General features: G+C 69.2%; 16 protein-coding genes. 9 read left to right on the plus strand and 7 right to left on the minus strand.

Translation table 11 applies throughout. The annotated features are described in order from the left end of the window. The first annotated feature begins 8 nt into the window (after window positions 1–8). Window positions 9–1,004: a citrulline utilization hydrolase CtlX gene (gene ctlX / locus ACN8ZM_RS27580; RefSeq protein WP_420211313.1), complete on the plus strand. Its 996-nt coding sequence runs from the start codon at window positions 9–11 to the stop codon at window positions 1,002–1,004. Window positions 1,005–1,157: 153 nt separating this feature from the next. Here the strand turns inward: ctlX and ACN8ZM_RS27585 are convergent, their stop codons facing one another. The 4 genes from ACN8ZM_RS27585 to ACN8ZM_RS27600 all read right to left on the minus strand — a co-directional run bounded on the left by ACN8ZM_RS27585 (window position 1,158) and on the right by ACN8ZM_RS27600 (window position 7,024). After that, window positions 1,158–3,902 (minus strand): Hsp70 family protein, encoded by a 2,745-nt coding sequence (locus ACN8ZM_RS27585; RefSeq protein ID WP_420211314.1) that lies wholly within the window; start codon window positions 3,900–3,902, stop codon window positions 1,158–1,160. Between the two features lie 5 nt (window positions 3,903–3,907). Next, window positions 3,908–5,749 (minus strand): Hsp70 family protein, encoded by a 1,842-nt coding sequence (locus ACN8ZM_RS27590; RefSeq protein ID WP_043178326.1) that lies wholly within the window; start codon window positions 5,747–5,749, stop codon window positions 3,908–3,910. Beyond that, window positions 5,746–6,333: a DUF2760 domain-containing protein gene (locus ACN8ZM_RS27595; protein WP_043178329.1), complete on the minus strand. Its 588-nt coding sequence runs from the start codon at window positions 6,331–6,333 to the stop codon at window positions 5,746–5,748. Before ACN8ZM_RS27595 ends, ACN8ZM_RS27590 begins: the two co-directional genes overlap by 4 nt. 250 nt (window positions 6,334–6,583) lie before the next feature. After that, on the minus strand, window positions 6,584–7,024 hold the full coding sequence (locus ACN8ZM_RS27600) for an Rrf2 family transcriptional regulator (protein ID WP_043178330.1): 441 nt from the start codon (window positions 7,022–7,024) through the stop codon (window positions 6,584–6,586). 146 nt (window positions 7,025–7,170) lie between these two features. Here ACN8ZM_RS27600 and ACN8ZM_RS27605 point away from each other — a divergent pair, with 146 nt between their 5' ends. The 5 genes from ACN8ZM_RS27605 to ACN8ZM_RS27625 all read left to right on the plus strand — a co-directional run bounded on the left by ACN8ZM_RS27605 (window position 7,171) and on the right by ACN8ZM_RS27625 (window position 12,317). Further along, complete coding sequence (locus tag ACN8ZM_RS27605; RefSeq protein ID WP_420211315.1) at window positions 7,171–8,085, plus strand: NAD(P)/FAD-dependent oxidoreductase; 915 nt, start codon at window positions 7,171–7,173, stop codon at window positions 8,083–8,085. 219 nt (window positions 8,086–8,304) lie between these two features. Then, entirely contained in the window at window positions 8,305–9,231 is a 927-nt protein-coding gene (locus ACN8ZM_RS27610; RefSeq protein WP_420211316.1) for a LysR family transcriptional regulator, read from the plus strand. 127 nt (window positions 9,232–9,358) lie between these two features. Next, window positions 9,359–10,489 (plus strand): DSD1 family PLP-dependent enzyme, encoded by a 1,131-nt coding sequence (locus ACN8ZM_RS27615; protein ID WP_420211317.1) that lies wholly within the window; start codon window positions 9,359–9,361, stop codon window positions 10,487–10,489. A gap of 111 nt (window positions 10,490–10,600) precedes the next feature. Beyond that, complete coding sequence (locus tag ACN8ZM_RS27620; protein WP_420211318.1) at window positions 10,601–11,572, plus strand: ornithine cyclodeaminase family protein; 972 nt, start codon at window positions 10,601–10,603, stop codon at window positions 11,570–11,572. Window positions 11,573–11,594: 22 nt separating this feature from the next. Then, window positions 11,595–12,317 (plus strand): HAD family hydrolase, encoded by a 723-nt coding sequence (locus ACN8ZM_RS27625; RefSeq protein ID WP_420211319.1) that lies wholly within the window; start codon window positions 11,595–11,597, stop codon window positions 12,315–12,317. Between the two features lie 127 nt (window positions 12,318–12,444). Here the strand turns inward: ACN8ZM_RS27625 and ACN8ZM_RS27630 are convergent, their stop codons facing one another. Together ACN8ZM_RS27630 and ACN8ZM_RS27635 are read right to left on the minus strand one after the other, a co-directional pair. Next, window positions 12,445–13,062: a glutathione S-transferase family protein gene (locus ACN8ZM_RS27630; protein WP_043178344.1), complete on the minus strand. Its 618-nt coding sequence runs from the start codon at window positions 13,060–13,062 to the stop codon at window positions 12,445–12,447. 88 nt (window positions 13,063–13,150) lie between these two features. After that, window positions 13,151–13,519 carry a hypothetical protein gene (locus ACN8ZM_RS27635; protein ID WP_205822939.1) on the minus strand — a complete coding sequence of 123 codons (369 nt, stop codon included), beginning with the start codon at window positions 13,517–13,519 and terminating at the stop codon, window positions 13,151–13,153. Between the two features lie 81 nt (window positions 13,520–13,600). Here ACN8ZM_RS27635 and ACN8ZM_RS27640 point away from each other — a divergent pair, with 81 nt between their 5' ends. Beyond that, window positions 13,601–14,068 carry a MarR family winged helix-turn-helix transcriptional regulator gene (locus ACN8ZM_RS27640; protein WP_043178349.1) on the plus strand — a complete coding sequence of 156 codons (468 nt, stop codon included), beginning with the start codon at window positions 13,601–13,603 and terminating at the stop codon, window positions 14,066–14,068. Window positions 14,069–14,104: 36 nt separating this feature from the next. Here the strand turns inward: ACN8ZM_RS27640 and ACN8ZM_RS27645 are convergent, their stop codons facing one another. Continuing rightward, window positions 14,105–14,698 carry a TetR/AcrR family transcriptional regulator gene (locus ACN8ZM_RS27645; RefSeq protein WP_301766948.1) on the minus strand — a complete coding sequence of 198 codons (594 nt, stop codon included), beginning with the start codon at window positions 14,696–14,698 and terminating at the stop codon, window positions 14,105–14,107. A 117-nt stretch (window positions 14,699–14,815) separates the two neighbouring features. On the opposite strand from ACN8ZM_RS27645, the gene ACN8ZM_RS27650 reads away from it, so the two are divergent. Both ACN8ZM_RS27650 and ACN8ZM_RS27655 read left to right on the plus strand, forming a co-directional pair. Next, on the plus strand, window positions 14,816–15,862 hold the full coding sequence (locus tag ACN8ZM_RS27650) for a saccharopine dehydrogenase family protein (protein WP_420211320.1): 1,047 nt from the start codon (window positions 14,816–14,818) through the stop codon (window positions 15,860–15,862). Then, window positions 15,859–16,620 (plus strand): isocitrate lyase/PEP mutase family protein, encoded by a 762-nt coding sequence (locus ACN8ZM_RS27655; protein WP_420211321.1) that lies wholly within the window; start codon window positions 15,859–15,861, stop codon window positions 16,618–16,620. Before ACN8ZM_RS27650 ends, ACN8ZM_RS27655 begins: the two co-directional genes overlap by 4 nt. Window positions 16,621–16,653: the final 33 nt, after the last annotated feature.

The following is a 16,653-nucleotide window of genomic DNA, read 5'->3' on the forward strand; positions in this document are numbered from 1 at the left end:
TGCCTTCCATGAATCTCGTATCGATCCAGGCGCCGGCCGCCGTCGTGATGATCCGGCCGCACCGCTTCCTGCCGAACCCGCAGACCGCGGCCGACAACGCGTTCCAGCGCACGGCCGCCGCCGACGGCGCGGCATCCGTGTCCGCCGCGGCGCGCGACGAAGTCACGGCCGCCGCGCAGACGCTCGTCGACGCCGGCGTGCGCGTGCACGTGTTCGACGATCACGGCGAACGCGACACACCCGATTCCGTGTTCCCGAACAACTGGTTCTCGACGCATCCGGGCGGCCACGTCGCGCTGTATCCGATGTTCAGCGCGAACCGGCGCCGCGAACGGCGCGCCGACGTGATCGAAATGCTGAAAGCCGAATATCGCGTGCAGGACGTGATCGACTACTCTGGGCTCGAATACGACGACGTGTTCCTCGAAGGCACGGGCGCGATGGTCCTCGACCACGTCGCGCGGATCGCCTACACCGCGCGTTCGCGCCGCGCCGATCCGGTCGCGCTCGAACGCTTCTGCACGAACTTCAATTTCGAACCGATCTGCTTCGATACGGCCGACGCCGACGGGCGGCCGATCTATCACACGAACGTGATGATGAGCGTCGCGACCGAGTTCGCGATGGTCGGCCTCGACCTCATCGCCGACAGCCGCCGTCGCGACGAGATCGCACAGCGGCTGGCCGAAACGGGACGCACGGTGATCGCGCTCGATGCGTCGCAGATCGCGAACTTCGCGGGCAATACGCTGGAATTGTCGGGCAAGGAGGGGCGTGTGCTCGCGCTGTCGCGACGCGCATACGACTGCCTCACGCCAGTGCAGCGTGCGACGATCGAGCGTTCCGCACGCCTGCTGCCGCTCGACGTGCCGACGATCGAACTGGCCGGTGGGTCGGTGCGCTGCATGCTAGCGGGGATTCATCTCGCGCGGCGGTCGACCGCGCCGAGCGTAATAGCAGTGGAATCCGCCGCATCGCCACGCGAGACGACGCCACAGATCTGACCGGCAGGCTGACAACGCACATACGGCTGCCGATGCGATGCAACGGCAGCCATCCGCGTATTCGAAGGACGTTGAATCGGCGAGCGTCAGCCCGCACCGGCAACACCGCGAAATACTCTGGCATCCGAATGATGCCAGAGCACACCGCGCCACTCATCCCGCCAGCAGCTTCAACCCCGCCGGCAGCGTTTCGCCGAACACGCGCACCGTGTCGGCTTCGTCGAACGCGATCGCTTCGCGCACCATGTCGATCCACGCCGTCGACGCATTCGCGGCCGACAGGCGCTTGATCACGGCCTCGCGTGTGTCGTCCGGCAGGTCGCGCGAACGGTCTCCGGTCATCCGCGCAATCTGTGCGGCCGCGAACGCTGCGGGTTCGACCTGCTTCCAGTCGAGCGTGAACAGCGCATCGAGCCAGCCCTTCGCGACTTCCGCCGGCACGACACTGTGCGCGCTGCCGTAGAACGGCCGCCGCGCGCCGATGCGCCCGAGCGCCCACGCACACAGCGCACGCTCGCCCGGCTTCTGCAACTGCGCGATCAGCCGCTCGGCCAGCTCGACCTTGCGCTCGACCGGCAGCCGCTCAAGCGACGCGGACAACCGCGTCATGTCGGCCGGGCCAACCTTGCCCGGATCGAACGGCAGCTTGCGCCGCTTGTCGTCGGTCGGTTCGAGGAACGCGATTGCGTCGCGCACCTGCGTCTGCGCATCGTCGTCGAGGCCGCCGGCCACGCGCCGCCACAGCGTCCACCACTCCGACCACACCTGCCCGTCGGTCACGTATTGAATCCCGTCGTCGAACAGCGGCCACAGTTGCTCGATGCGCCACGCATCGAGCGGATGGCCGAAGCCCGGGCGCAGGCAATAGCCGGCGAGGTTCAGCCACGCACGTTCGTGATCGGCCGAGCGGCGCCGCCGCCGTGCGCGCGCGAGCAACGCGTCGAACAATTCGCGCGCGAGCGCGACGTCCCAGTCTTCGCGCGCACCGAGCACCTGTTCGAGCTGCGCGCGCAGCCGGCGCGTGTCTTTCGGCGTGACGCCGGCGGCCTTGCTGCCGAACGAGCGCTCGATCAGTTCGATTGCCTGATCCAGCCGCGGATGCCGCGCGAGTGCAGCGTCATCACCCTGCGCGGGCGCATCGCCACGCAACTGGAATTCGAGCCGCCAGCGGCGCGCCGCATCGTCGGTCCCGATGCAGTGCATTTCGAGCGTGCCGACCTCGGTCAGCGACGCGGTGAGCTTCACCGGCGTTTCGCGCGCATCGCCGCCCGCTTTTGCGTCGACGACCGTCGCAATCGGCGGCAGCCGCACGAAATCGCCGCCGTCGAGATCGACGAGATCGCCGGGCCGGTACGCCGTCTCGGCCACTGTCGACACGAGGTGGAAACGCACCGGCTGCCCGAGTTGCAGCGCGAACGTACGATCGTCGAGCCGGATCTCGTGGCCCTCTTCCGTGCCGCGCGGCAGCAGGCAGACGCCACGCGCGGCCGCCTCTGCGGCGCCATCGTCGAGTACGAGGAAATAGCTGCGCGCGGAACCGCCGCCGATGCGCGGCGCATGCCCGGCACGCGCGAGCCCGTAGGCCACCGCGCCGCGCGCGACCGCCACATCCGGATGCGCGTTGTGCAGCACGTCGAGCGGTGCGCCGCGCCACGCGCCGAGCGTCTGCGCGAGACGACCGGCGAGCGCACCCGCGCGGAATACGCCGCCGTTGAGCAGCAACGTGTCGGGCAGCGGGCCTTCCGCATGACGATTCAGGAACGCGGCGACGTGGCGCGTCACGGCCGCGTCGCTCGCATACGGCAGCCCGAATTCGACGATCGCGGCGCGCGCACGGCGCGGCAGCTCGCCGGCTTCGACCTGCGGAAAGAAGCCATCGACGACGATCTGCTCGACTTCCTGCCGTGTCAGCTCGGCCGAACGCGCGCCGCCGACGAGCTTGCTGCCCGCGCCGAGCAGCGTGACGTTGACGGATTCGGGGGCATCGTCGCCGAGCAGCCGCTCCTTCGCCGCACGGCAACGCTCGACGAGCTGCGACAGGCTCGCGGCGGACAGCCGCGTGCCGGGCTCGGTCAGCCGCGACTCGACCAGCCGCGCGAGCGCGAGATCCATGTTGTCGCCGCCGAGCATCAGGTGATTGCCGACACCGACACGCGTGAAGGTCGGCTCGCCGTCGTCGCCCGGCGCGACGTCGACGAGCGTGAGGTCGGTCGTGCCGCCGCCGACGTCGCAGATCAGCACGCGCCGCGCGGCGGCAAACGTATCGCGCAACGTCTCGCGCTGGCCGTACAGCCAGTCGTAGAACGCGGCCTGCGGCTCTTCCAGCAGCCGCAGCGCGGGCAGCTTCGCGCGTCGCGCGGCCTCGACCGTCAGTGCGCGCGCGCCGTCGTCGAACGACGCGGGCACCGTCAGGATCACGTCCTGCTTCGCGAGCGGCGCATCGGGAAAACGTGCGTCCCACGCGTCGCGCACGTGTGCGAGATAGCTCGCGCTGGCATCGACCGGCGACACCTTGTCGACGCCGTCGGCCGCGCCCCACGGCAGGATCGCCGCGAGCCGGTCGACCGACGCGTGCGACAGCCAGCTCTTCGCGCTCGTGACGAGCCGGCCCGGCACCTGCGCGCCGAGCGTGCGCGCGTAGCGGCCGATCACGGCCGGCGTCGCGCCGGCCGCGTTCGCTTTCGCGTGGGCGGCCCACGGCAGCCGCAGCGTGTCCGGCGGCAGCTCGCCTGCCGCCGGGTGATAGCGCACCGACGGCAGCAGCGGCTGCGCGGCCACCGCGCCAGGGCCGACCAGCTGCTCGACGTCGAACACGCGGATCGCGTCGGAACCGGCCTCGACGTACGCGACGACCGTATTGCTGGTGCCGAGGTCGATCCCGACCGTATAGCGCTTCATCGCGCTCAGGCGGCGCCGCGCACGTCGAACTCGACCTTCCAGCGCTCGTTCGTGCCGCTCGGGATCGCCTCGAGTTCGAGCGTGCCGGCTTCGGTCACGCGCGCATGCAGCTTCACCGGCACGACCTCACCGACCGTGCGCCCTTCGGCGGGCAGCGTCGCCTGGATTTCCTCCAGCTCCTGCAGCTCTTCCGGCGACCAGTAGTCGAGCAGCGTGCCGACCTGATCCTGGCGGCGCACCGACGAACCGAAGAAGCGGAACTGCACCGGTTCGCCGACGACGAGGCCAAACTCCTGCGGCGGCAGCGCCGCGTCCGAGCCCTCCTCCATCCCGAACGGTGCGACGCACAGCGCCTGCACCGGCGGTTCGAGCCCCGGCACCGCGGGCATCGCCGATTCGATCGCGACGTAGTACGCGCGCGCCGTGCCGCCGCGAATGCGCACGCCACGGCCGCGCTTCACGAAGCCGTAGTACGCCGCGCCGCGTGCGACTGCGAGATCGAGATCCGCGCCTTCCAGCAGGCGCGCGGGCGGCGCGCCCTCAGCGGCGAGCCAGCTGTTGAGCGTATCGAGCACGCGCTGCGTGAGCAGCGTCGACTTGAACACGCCGCCGTTGAACAGCACGGCGGTCGGATGCAGGAACGTCGCGCCCGGCGGCAGCGTGCGCTGCACGCCTTCGAGCGAGTCGAGCGCCGCGACCTGGCGGCCGAGGAACGCCGCGAGATGGCGCGTGATGCCCGCGTCCTGCGCATACGGCAGGCCGAGCTGCGTCAGGCCGACGCGCGCGCGGCTCACCGGGCGCGCGGCTGCGTCGACTTGCGGGAAGAAGCCTTCGAGGATCGTCTGCGTGAGTTCCGCGCGCGTCAGCTCCGTGCGGATCGAGCCGCCGATCAGCTTCGAGCCGCGGCTCGGCACGACGAGCGGCACGGCGTCGGTCGTCGGGTCGGACAGCAGCGTTTCCTTCGCGGAACGGCACGCGTACGTGAGCGCGCGCAGTTGCCACGGATCGGCCTGCGTGCCCTGCTGCGCGAGCTTGCGCGCAACGATATGCGCAAGCGCGAGGTCCATGTTGTCGCCGCCGAGCAGGATGTGCTCGCCGACCGCCACACGATGCAGCTCGAGATTGCCTTCGCGCTCGACCACCGCGATCAGCGACAGGTCGGTCGTGCCGCCGCCGACGTCGACGCACAGGATCAGGTCGCCGACCTGCACCTGCTTGCGCCAGCCGCCCTGGCTCTTCTGGATCCAGCTGTACAGCGCGGCCTGCGGCTCTTCGAGCAGCGTCATCCGCGAGTAGCCGGCGGCACGGGCGGCCTCGGCCGTCAGTTCGCGCGCGGCCGGGTCGAACGATGCGGGGATCGTGACCGTCACGTCCTGGTCGGCGAACGGCGCGTCGGGATGCGTGTGGTCCCACGCTTCGCGCAGGTGCGTCAGGTAACGGATCGAGCTTTCCAGCGGCGACACGCGCGACACTTCCGGCGGCGCATCGCTCGGCAGGATCGCCGCGCGGCGGTCGACGCCCGGGTGGCACAGCCAGCTCTTCGCGCTCGACACGAGGCGGATCGGCGTGCCGGCGCCGCGGGTGCGCGCCATCTCGCCAACCGCGAAGGCGCGCGAGGCCGTCCACGGCAGCGTCAGGTCGCCCTGCGTCAGTTCGCTTTCATGCGGGAGATAAAGGAACGACGGCAGCAGGTCGCGCGACTCCAGCGCGCCGGGCGCGGTGAGCTGCGCGATCGGCAGCACCTGCTGCGTGATGGTTTCGCCGTCGCTCGCGGCGCTGTCGACATACGACAGCGCGCAGTGGGTCGTACCGAGATCGATACCGATCGAATAGCGCGGATCGCTCACAGTTCCACCTCCGCCGGTGCGACGACCGATGCGTCGTGGCTGCCCGTCAGCTTCGGCAGGCGCACGTCGGCCACCCGCCAGCCGCGATGGCTGACCGTGCCCGTGAACGGCGCGGAGCCAACCACGTTGCCCGTCACGCGCACGGCCGTCGCGTCGAAACCGGCCGGCAGCGTCACGCGGCTGCCTTCGGCTTCGTCGCGCACCGGCACGATCGTGAAGTGTTCGCGCAGCGCGGCACGGCAGCCGTCGTGCACGAGGCGCGCGGCCGCGCCGATGTCGGCGTCCGCGTAGCCGGCGATGTCTTCCTCGACGAAGTCGATGAAGCGCGCATCGCGCTGCAGCAGGCCGAGCAGTTGCAGGGCGGCCTGCGGAGTCGCTTCGCGCAGCTCGGGGGCCGGCGCCTTCACGGGCGCGGCGGCAGGCGCCGGGGCCGGGGCGGCAGCGGGTGCCGGCGCGACGGGCGCCGGGGCGCCATCGCGCACGCGCAGCACGCCGGCTGCGAACTCGCGGTTGCCGAGCACGGAGAAGAACGTCCCGACGGCAAGCGACAGCCGGCCGAAGAAGGACAGGTTGGATTCGGGCATGGGGTCTGGACTCCTGTGGGCTCGCGACATGGCGAGCGATCTTGCCTGGGCACCCGGCGGCGGCGTGCGGATTGCGCACTGCCGCCGCCCGGCGCGTGATTCGGTCGCGCCCTCGCGGGTGCGGAAAACCCGTATTTTGCCCTGTGGCGGGCGAACCGGGCAGAAGTTGGGGGACAGAACGTTGCGACGCAGCGGTTTCGGCCGTGCCGGATCGCACGTCGGCCGCGCTCGGCCGCGATGCTGCGGCGCGTCAGCGCGGCTTGCGCCGCCGGGCCGCCTTCGCTTCGAATTCGCGCGACAGCATGCCGAGCGTGACTTCACCGAAGCGGGCCAGCAGCGTCGTCTCGGCCTCTTTCAGCGTCGCCGACAGGTGCGCGTTGACGGCCTGCTCGACCAGGCATTCGGCCTCGTCGTCGGTGACGAGATCGGAGAACAGCGGCGGCTCACCCACCGCGCGATAGACGTCGAGCAGCGTGATGTCGTCGAGCGCGACACTCAGCACCCAGCCGCCGCCATGCCCCTTCTCCGACTGCACGTAGCCGCGGTCGCGCAAGCCGCCGAGCAGGCGCCGCACGACCACCGGATTCGTGCACAGCATCGTCGCGATCGCTTCGGACGTCATCGGGCCGTCGACCTGGTCCATGTGGATCAGCGCATGCAGCATGCGCGACAAGCGACTGTCGGTTCTCACAAGCGGCACTCCCCTCTCTCGAAACTTTTGAAGTTGCGTGAATGATACCATCGCCCTATCATGAAACTTCTCGTGTTTCATGAGTTGGGTTGGCCGTGATCGGAACACGTCCGTCATTCACGCAGGTTCAGGAAAGGAGAAGGTGCATGCATGACCCTCATGAAGTGATCGTGATCGGCGGCAGCTTTGCGGGGCTGTCGGCCGCGATGCAGCTTGCGCGGGCGCGCCGCCGCGTGCTCGTGATCGACGCCGGCCGGCCGCGCAACCGCTTTGCCGCGCACGCGCACGGCTTTTTCGGGCAGGACGGCAAGCCGCCCGCGCAGATCGTCGACGAAGCCGCCGCGCAACTCGCCGCGTATCCGACCGTGCGGCGCATCGCGGGCGACGTGCGCACGGCCGGGCGCGCTGCGGACGGTCGCTTCCACGTGACGCTGGCCGACGGCAGCCGTGCGAGCGCCGACCGGTTGATCCTCGCCACCGGCATCCGCGACGAACTGCCGGCGCTGCCGGGGCTCGCGGAGCGTTGGGGCGTCAGCGTGCTGCATTGCCCGTATTGCCATGGGTACGAGGTGAGCGGCCAGCGGCTCGGCGTGCTCGCCACGCATCCGCTGTCCGTGCATCAGGCGATCCTGATTCCTGACTGGGGCCCGACGACCTGGTTCACGCAGGGCGCGGTCGAAGCGAACGAAGAAGAGACCGCGTTGCTCGAGGCGCGCGGGGTGCGCATCGAGCGGTCGCCGGTCGTTGAAATCCTGGGCGATGCGCCGCGTATCGAAGCATTGCGGCTCGCCGACGGGCAGGTCGTGCCGATCGATGCGCTGTTCGTCGGTGCGCGCACGGCCATGGCGAGCGATCTCGCGCAGCAGCTCGGCTGCGCATTCGACGACGGGCCGCTCGGCCCGGTCGTGCGCGTCGATGCGGGGAAGCAGGCGAGCGTCGCCGGCGTATTCGTGGCGGGCGACGCATCGACACCGATGTCCAACGCGACGTTCGCGTCGGCGTCGGGTGTGATGGCCGGGGTCGCTGCGCACCGGTCGCTGATTTTCGGGCTCGACCGGTAACGGTGCGTGAAGCCGCGGGCTGCGTGATGCGAAGCGGCGGTGCGATCCGGCTCGATTCGATACACGGTCACCGCGATCCGCATCCGCATCAATGGATTCGCGTCATGCGAAGCGTTGGTGTGATCCAGTTCGATACGCTGTCACTGCGATCCCCATCGATGGATTCGCGTCGCGATGTGCGGTTTAATGCTTGGCACATCCAGCATTAAGAGACATGAAATGCTCGACCTCGACGACCTTCGACTCGTGCGCGCGATCGGCACGTCGCGCTCGCTGGCCTCGGCCGCGCGGCTGCTCGATCTCACGCCGCCCGCGGTCACGATTCGCCTGCAGCGGATGGAAGCGCGCTTGAACGCACGGCTCGCCGTGCGGCAGCCGAAAGGGATCGCGCTGACCGACGAAGGGCAACGGCTGTACCAGGAGGCCGTCGACATTCTCGAGCGCGTGGAGGCGCTGCCGGTCAGCATCTCGGGCGACCACGGCGACGTGCGCGGCACGCTGCGTGTCGTCGCCCCGCTCGGCTTCGGGCGAAAGTACGTCGCGCGGATCGTGCGCGACGTGCAACGCGCGCATCCGAAGCTCGACATCGCGCTCCACCTGTCGGAGAGCCCGATGACCGGTGCATCGGGGGCCGACGTGGTCGTTCACGTCGGCAGCCTCAAGTCGTCGTCGTGGATCGGGTATCCGCTCGCGCCCAACGCGCGCTTTCTGTGCGCGAGCCCGGCCTATGCACGCCGCCTCAAGGAACTGAACCATCCGTCCGACCTGGCCCGCTACGACTGCCTGTGCCTGCGCGAGAACGACGAGGACATCCCGCGATGGCGCTTTTCGCAAGGCGGCGACGTCAAGGGCGAACCGAGGCGGTCCGCCGTGATCCGCGTCACCGGCGCGCTGTCCTCCAACGACGGCACCGTCATCACGGAATGGGCGCTGGCCGGCCTCGGGATCGTCGAACGCTCCGAGTGGGACGTCGCCCCGCTGCTGGCGAACGGGAGGCTCGTCCGCTTGCTGCCCGACTGGCATCTGCCGCCCGCGCCGGTGACGGCGCTGCTGCCGTCGCGCACCGGCCGCTCCGCGCGGCAACGGGTGTTTCTCGAAGCCGCGACGCGGTTTCTGAGCCCGCCGCCGTGGCGCGGCAAGGCGTGAGCCGCGTCACGATTCGCACGATCCGGTCGATTAAGCGGCGTTTAATGCCGGATTAGCCATGCGTTAAACACGGAGCCCGTCGACACCCCTACAGTGTCCGCATCGGCAACCTCCGAGGCAACGCATCGTGGACCTTCAAACCCTCAACACACCGGCCGCCCTGATCGACGTCGGCCGCATGCGTCACAACATCGGCCGCATGCAGGCGCATCTGGACGCGCTCGGCGTCAGATTCCGGCCGCACGTCAAGACCACCAAATGCGCGCACGTCGTCGATGCGCAGATCGCCGCCGGCGCACAGGGCATCACGGTGTCGACGCTCAAGGAAGCCGAACAGTTTTTCGCGCACGGCATCCGGGACATCGTCTACGCGGTCGGCATCGTGCCCGCGAAGCTGGGCCAGGCGCTCGCGCTGCGCCGGCAAGGTTGCGACCTGAAGCTGGTCGCCGACAGCCTGCCGGCCGCGCACGCGATCGCCGAGTTCGGGCGCGCGCACGGCGAGCGCTTCGACGTGTGGATCGAAGTCGACGTCGACGGCCACCGCTCCGGGATTCCGCCCGAGGCCGACCTGCTGATCGACGTGGGCCGCGCGCTGGTCGACGGCGGGATGGCGCTCGGCGGGGTGCTGGCGCACGCGGGCTCCAGCTACGAATACGACACGCCCGACGCGCTGGCGGCAATCGCCGAGCAGGAGCGCAGCCGCACCGTGCGGGCGGCGGAGCGCCTCCGGGCCGCGGGGCTGCCCTGCCCGGTCGTGAGCATCGGCTCGACACCCACCGCCCTCGCAGCGCAACACCTCGACGGCGTCACCGAGGTGCGCGCCGGCGTGTACGTGATGTTCGACCTCGTGATGCACAACATCGGCGTGTGCGGCCTGGCCGACATTGCGCTGTCGGTGCTGACCACCGTCATCGGGCACCAGGAAGAGAAAGGCTGGGCGATCGTCGACGCGGGCTGGATGGCGATGAGCCGCGACCGCGGCACGCAGCGCCAGGCGCGCGATTTCGGCTACGGGCAGGTCTGCACCGAACACGGCGACGTGCTCGGCGACTACATGATGAGCGCCGCCAACCAGGAGCACGGGATCGTGTCGCGCGCGGGCTCGCCCGACGCCGGCATCGCGCAACGGTTTCCGATCGGCACCCGCCTGCGCATCCTGCCGAATCACGCATGCGCCACCGGCGCGCAACATCCCGAGTATCAGGCCATCGGCGAAGACGGCGGCGCGCAGGCGTGGCCGCGCTTCTATGGGTGGTGAATCCCACCGCGCGTCCACGCCGCGCCACCGATTAATTGACTATTTATCCAAATTTGGACAAAATTTAAACCCCCTCCCCGATTCGCCGTGCACCGGAAAGGCCAACCCGACATGCCGACAGACGCCCGCCTCCTGCTTCTCGACCGCGACGCCGTCGAACCTGCCCTCCAGGCCCCGCAAGTGACGGCGGCGGTTCGCGAAGCCTTCGTGCTGCACAGTCAACGGGCTGGACGCGTGTTCCCGGTGGTTCGCGAGAAGCTGCACACCGGCGGCGTGTTCGGCATCAAGTCGGGCGACGTCGCATGCCAGGATCTGCTCGGTTTCAAGGCGGCCGGGTTCTGGCCCGGCAACCGGGCGCTCGGCAGCGAACCGCATCAGGCCACCGTCGCGCTGTTCGATCCGGCCACGGGCCGCCCGCTGTGCATCATGGACGGCAATGCGATCACCACCGCGCGAACCGGTGCGGCCGGCGGCCTCGGGCTGCAACTGCTCGCGCGTCGCGACAGCACGCGAATCTGCGTGTTCGGCACGGGCGTGCAGGCACGGGTCCAGCTCGACTACGCGCTCGCGCTGCTGCCGCAACGGTGTACGGTGCAGTACGTGAACGTCAGCGGCGAGCCGGATCCGCTGTTCGAATCGGCGTTCCTGGAACGATGCACGATCGGCGTGGCCCGCGACCGAAACGACGCGGTGGCCGACAGCGACGTGGTCATCACCGCAACGCCGGGCGGCGGCGCGCTGTTCGATGCGGATGCGGTTCAGCCGGGCACCCACCTGACCTGCGTGGGCGCCGATACCGCCGGCAAGCGCGAGCTTCCGGCAGGCGTGCTGGCACGCGCGCGCATCGTCGTGGACGATCACGATCAGGCGCGCAGCATTGGCGAATGCCAGTGGGCGCCGGATTTGCCAAGCACGGAGATCGGTGACATCCTCACCGGAACCGCGTCGGTCGAGCGCGCACCGCACGAGATCACCGTCTTCGACATGACCGGGCTCGCGCTGCAGGACCTGACCGTCGCACGCCTCCTGTATCGGCAGGCCCTCGAAAACGGCACCGGAATCGCCATTCCGTGGCCCTGGTAAACGAAATTCCCCGTCAATCGCCATGCGTCTCACCCAAGTTTCCGCCCTCTCGTTCGACCTGGACGACACCCTTTGGCCGTTCGGGCCAGCCGTCGTCCGGGCCGAAGCCGCCCTCCGCGCGTGGCTGATCGAGCATGCGCCCGGTACCGCGAGCGTGCTGCCCACGCAGCAGGCACTGAGCGAGCTACGTGAGGAATACGAACGATTGTGCCCCGAGCTCGCCGGCGACTTCCGCGCGATGAGAATCGGCTCGATCAGGCTGGCGCTGGAGCGTGCGAACGAAGATGCCGCGCTCACCGAGCATGCGTACGCCGCCTTCTATGCCGCACGCAACCGGGTCGAATTCTATGAAGATGCGCTGCCGGCGCTCGCGTGGTTGAGCGCGCGCTTCCCGTTGATCGCGGTGACCAACGGCAACGCGGATCTGCAGCTGACCGGCGGCGGCGAATTCTTTCGTGCGACGCTCAGCGCGCATGCGTTCGGAGTCGCGAAGCCGGCGCCCGGGATCTTCCATGCGGCGGCGCAAACGCTCGATGTGCGGCCGGCGGAATTGCTGCATGTCGGCGACGATTATCACCTCGATATCGTCGGCGCATTGAACGCGGGACTTCAGGCAGCGTGGGTGGTGCGCGATACGCATCCGGAAACGGAGCGTGTTCAGCCGCAGGCCGCGACGACGCACCTCACACTCAGCGACCTGTCGATGCTGTGTCGCGCGCTCGGCGGGCCTGACACCGTAGTGTGAGCGCCTGCGTGCGCCACATTCGCGACGCACGCTTCCCCGCCATGACACGCGGCTGACCACCGTTCACCGATGACGCAAATGCAGCGACCGGCCACGCCGATGCGACGCATGACCGGCCGCCGCCCATTTACGCCGCCTTGCGCGCGTCCGCGATCCGTTGCGGCGCCTTCGGCCGCGCATACAGCCGTTCGAGATACGCACGCAGCTGCGGGAACGATTCGATCAGGTTGCACTCGCCGGCCCAGTCGATCAGGTAGGCCGTCACGCAATCGGCCACCGTCAGCGTGTCGCCGACGATGAACGCGCGCCCTTCGAGATGCTTGTCGAGGATCGCGGCCATCGTCTTGAAATCCTCGCGCGCCAGTTCGATATCGGCCGGCGAGCGCTTCTCCGGCGGATAGATGAACGAATGCCGCGTGATCCGCCACAGCGGCTGCTCGAGCTCCGTCACCGCGAACATCACCCACCGGTAAGCCTCGGCCCGCAGCGCCGGATCGACCGGCAGCAGCGCCTTCTCCGGGTACTTGTCCGCGAGATACAGCACGATCGCGGCCGACTCGGGAATCACGAGGTCGCCGTCCACCAGCACCGGCACCTTGCCGGCCGGATTGAGGCGCAGGAATTCGGGCCGCTTGTGCTCGCCCTGGAGCAGGTTCACCGAGATGAACTCGAAATCGGCATCCAGTTCTTTCAGCCCCCACAGCGCGCGTTGCGAGCGGGTGCCGGCAAATCCGTAAAGCTTCATCGCCAGTCTCCATCCAGAATGTCGGGAAAATCTCCACTTGCCGGCCACGGCGCATCGCCGATACGCGATGCGCGGCCTCGCCCGTCGTTCACGCGCCGGGAATCGCCAGCACCGGCATCACGTCGATCGCCACGCCCGGGAACAGCGTGAAATGCGGATGGCCTTCGAACAGCGCGGCCGCGGCTTCGTGCGACGCGGCCCGCACGACGGTGAAGCCGCTCATTGCGTTCGCCGTGTCCGTGACGCCAGCCGCATCGATGGTCTTGGTCTTGCCGAGCGGCCCGCCCATCTCGACGATCGCGTCGCGATGCCGGTCGACCCACGCATGCCATGCGGCGATGCCGTCGCGCTCGCGCGTGCGCCGCGCGTCTTCCGGCAGCGCCATCCAGGCCTTCATGGCCGGGCTATCCTTGGTCCCGAGAAATACCGCGAGATACAACTGCTGTTGAGCACTCATGCTGTCTCCTCCGGTGACGGACGCGACGGGCTGCCGCGCCTCGACCTTGACAAGATAGGTTGATATCAACACAATTGCAACATGGCACGAAAAGAAAAGCTCCCTTTCGAAACGACGCTGATGGTGCGCGATTGCTGCCTGTGCCTGCACATGCAGCGCGCGGCGCGTAATCTTGCGCGGATTTTCGACGATGTGCTGCGCCCGCTGGATCTCACCAACGGCCAGTTTTCGCTGCTGATGTCGCTGAACCGGCCCCAGCCAGCGCCGATGAAATCGGTCGCGTCGCTGCTCGCGATGGATCGCACCACGCTCACGGCCGCGCTCAAGCCGCTCGAGCGGCGCGGCCTCGTCACGATCGCGCAGGATCCGGACGACCGGCGCAGCCGCCTGCTCGAACTGACGCCGGCCGGGAACGACCTGCTCGCCGAAGCGTTTCCGCTGTGGCAGCAGGCGCATGCCGAGATCGAACGGCCGTTCGCGCCGGAGGAAGTCGATCAGTTGCGCAGCCAGTTGCGCACACTGTCGGTCGATCCGGCCCCGCGCGACTGAACCGAACCGGCGCGCGGATCGCTGCGGCAAGGACGCTTACTTCCGGCCCTTCTTCGGCAGCAGCAGTTGCGCGAATTCCTGCAGGAAAGCCACGGGCCCGTGCGCATGCAGCGCCTGCCCGCTGCTCAGCGCACCGTCGATGACGGTCGCGAGCCGCAATGCGAAGGTTTCCGGCTCGTCGACGCCGATCGCCCCCGCCAGCTCGGTCAGCCGGCGCCGTAGCTCCTGCTTGTGCGCGACGGCCACCTTGCGGGCCGGATGGTTGCCGTCCGCATATTCGGCGGCGATGTTGATCTGCGGGCAGCCGCGATAGCCGGGGCGCGCAATGCGTTCGCCGAGCCATTGCAGCTGCGCATCCAGTTCCTCGCGCGGCGTGCGCCGGTATTGCGCGGCCACCGCATCCCAATGCGCCCAGAAATCGGCGTCCTCGCGCAGCAGGAACGCTTCGATCAGGTCGTCCTTCGTCGCGAAGTGCCGATAGAGGCTCGTCTTCGCGACGCCTGCCTGCGCGACGATCAGGTCCACGCCGACCGCGCGCGTGCCCTCCCGGTAGAACAGCTCACTGGCCGTTTGCAGAATGCGTTCGCGCGTATCGGGCGCGTTCGCTGATGTACCTGTTTCCTTTTTCATCCCCACCCGGCCGTGCTGGCCGCCCCTACCGCAACAGTGATCGGATCATAGCACCGCGTGCTTGACGACGCTACAGGTCTGTACTATAAAACAGACCGTTCTGTAGCGGAGTTGATCATGGACGATCGAATGACGGTTGCAGTCTATGGCGCCACGGGTCATACCGGGCGGTTTGTGGTCGCCGAACTGGCGCGGCGCGGCCTGCGCGCGATCCGCATCGGCCGCGATGCCGCGCGGCTCGCCGAAGACGGCGGCGACACGGCGCTCGCGCGCGTCGCCGCGATCGACGATCCGGCCGCGCTCGACGCCGCATTGCGCGGCGCGGCCGCGGTGATCAACTGCGCGGGCCCGTACCTCGATACCGCGCTGCCGCTGGCCGAAGCCGCGCTGCGGGCCGGCATCCCCTATCTCGACCTGACCGCCGAGCAGCCGTCGGTGCTGGCACTGGCCGAACACTGCGATGCGCGGGCGCGCGCCGCGGGCGTGACCGTCGTGCCGGCCGCGGCATTCTACGGCGGCCTGGCCGACCTGCTCGTCACGGCCGTCGTGGACAAGAACCAGCCGATCGAGCGCGTCGACATCGCGACCGGGCTCGACCGCTGGCACCCGACGCGCGGTACGCGCGTGACGGGCGAACGCAATCGCGCGGTGCGGCTCGTGCAGAAGGCCGGCAAGCCGACGCCGGTGCCGTCGACCGCACGCGAACGCGCATGGCCGTTCCCGCCGCCGATCGGCCGCGTCGACGTGACGTTGCTGCCGTTTTCGGAAGTGATGACGCTGTCGCGTCACCTGCGCATCGATACGATCGAATCGTGGCTCGCGACGCTCGCGCTGCGCGACGTGCGCGATACGGCCACGCCGCCGCCCGAGGCGACCGACTCACTGGGCCGCTCGGCGCAGCAGTTCGCGATGGACGCAATCGTCGTGCAGGGCGGCACGACGCACCGCGCGACGGCGTCCGGCCGCGACATCTACGCGGTCAGCGCCCCGATCATCGTCGAAGCAGCCGTGCGCCTGATCGCGGGCGACACCGTGACGTCAGGCGGCGTGCGCAGTCTCGGCGAGCTGTTCGACGCGCGCGACTTTCTCGCGGCGCTCGATTCGGTGGCAGTATCGTTCGGCACGACAACCGACCCGGTTTTCCACAAGGAGACACAGGCATGAGCAGCAATGAAAAAGGCGCGTATTTCCGTTCGCTTCACCGCGCGGGCCAGCCGCTGGCGCTGTTCAACGTGTGGGACGCCGGCAGCGCGCGCACGGCGGCCGACGCGGGCGCCGTCGCGCTGGCAACCGGCAGCTGGTCGGTCGCGGCGGCCAACGGTTTCGTCGACGGCGAGCAGATGCCGCGCGCGCTGATGATGGAAGTGCTCGAACGGATCACGCGTGCCACGGACCTGCCCATCACCGTCGATCTCGAAAGCGGGTACGGCGAGCGGCCGGAAGATGTCGCCGAGACAATCGCGCTGAGCATCGACGCCGGCGCGATCGGCTGCAACCTCGAAGACAGCTTCCCGGCAACGGGTGAATTGCGTGACGTCGATGCGGCGGCGGCCCGTCTCGCGGCAGCCCGCCAGGCTGCGGATCGCGCGGGCGCCGACTACTTCGTCAACGCGCGTACCGACGTGTTCTTCAAGGCGCCGGCCGACACGCACGACGAGCGCCTGCTCGATGCCACGCTGGCCCGCGCACGCGCGTACGCAGCGGCCGGTGCCGACGGGTTGTTCGTGCCGGGGCTGCGCTCGCCCGCGCTCATTCGTGCGCTGACGGCCGCGTCGCCGCTGCCGGTGAACGTGATGCGCGTCACGGCCACGCCGACGCTCGCCGAATTCGCGGCATACGGCGTGGCCCGCATCAGCCACGGGCCGTATCCGTACCTGCAGGCGATGAAGACGCTGGCGGAGATGGTCAGGCAAGGCGGCTGACGCGCGTTTCATCGTGATCCAGGGCCGGCCGGC

The sequence above is a fragment of the Burkholderia aenigmatica genome, from assembly GCF_048627025.1.
GTDB lineage: Bacteria > Pseudomonadota > Gammaproteobacteria > Burkholderiales > Burkholderiaceae > Burkholderia > Burkholderia aenigmatica.

What these genes read in the sequence shown, in the direction of transcription:
- ctlX (WP_420211313.1), top strand. Translation starts at nt 9, where the DNA reads ATGAATCTCGTATCGATCCAGGCGCCGGCCGCCGTCGTGATGATCCGG.
- ACN8ZM_RS27585 (WP_420211314.1), bottom strand. Translation starts at nt 3,902, where the DNA reads ATGAAGCGCTATACGGTCGGGATCGACCTCGGCACCAGCAATACGGTC.
- ACN8ZM_RS27595 (WP_043178329.1), bottom strand. Translation starts at nt 6,333, where the DNA reads ATGCCCGAATCCAACCTGTCCTTCTTCGGCCGGCTGTCGCTTGCCGTC.
- ACN8ZM_RS27605 (WP_420211315.1), top strand. Translation starts at nt 7,171, where the DNA reads ATGCATGACCCTCATGAAGTGATCGTGATCGGCGGCAGCTTTGCGGGG.
- ACN8ZM_RS27610 (WP_420211316.1), top strand. Translation starts at nt 8,305, where the DNA reads ATGCTCGACCTCGACGACCTTCGACTCGTGCGCGCGATCGGCACGTCG.
- ACN8ZM_RS27620 (WP_420211318.1), top strand. Translation starts at nt 10,601, where the DNA reads ATGCCGACAGACGCCCGCCTCCTGCTTCTCGACCGCGACGCCGTCGAA.
- ACN8ZM_RS27625 (WP_420211319.1), top strand. Translation starts at nt 11,595, where the DNA reads ATGCGTCTCACCCAAGTTTCCGCCCTCTCGTTCGACCTGGACGACACC.
- ACN8ZM_RS27630 (WP_043178344.1), bottom strand. Translation starts at nt 13,062, where the DNA reads ATGAAGCTTTACGGATTTGCCGGCACCCGCTCGCAACGCGCGCTGTGG.
- ACN8ZM_RS27635 (WP_205822939.1), bottom strand. Translation starts at nt 13,519, where the DNA reads ATGAGTGCTCAACAGCAGTTGTATCTCGCGGTATTTCTCGGGACCAAG.
- ACN8ZM_RS27640 (WP_043178349.1), top strand. Translation starts at nt 13,601, where the DNA reads ATGGCACGAAAAGAAAAGCTCCCTTTCGAAACGACGCTGATGGTGCGC.
- ACN8ZM_RS27645 (WP_301766948.1), bottom strand. Translation starts at nt 14,698, where the DNA reads ATGAAAAAGGAAACAGGTACATCAGCGAACGCGCCCGATACGCGCGAA.
- ACN8ZM_RS27650 (WP_420211320.1), top strand. Translation starts at nt 14,816, where the DNA reads ATGGACGATCGAATGACGGTTGCAGTCTATGGCGCCACGGGTCATACC.
- ACN8ZM_RS27655 (WP_420211321.1), top strand. Translation starts at nt 15,859, where the DNA reads ATGAGCAGCAATGAAAAAGGCGCGTATTTCCGTTCGCTTCACCGCGCG.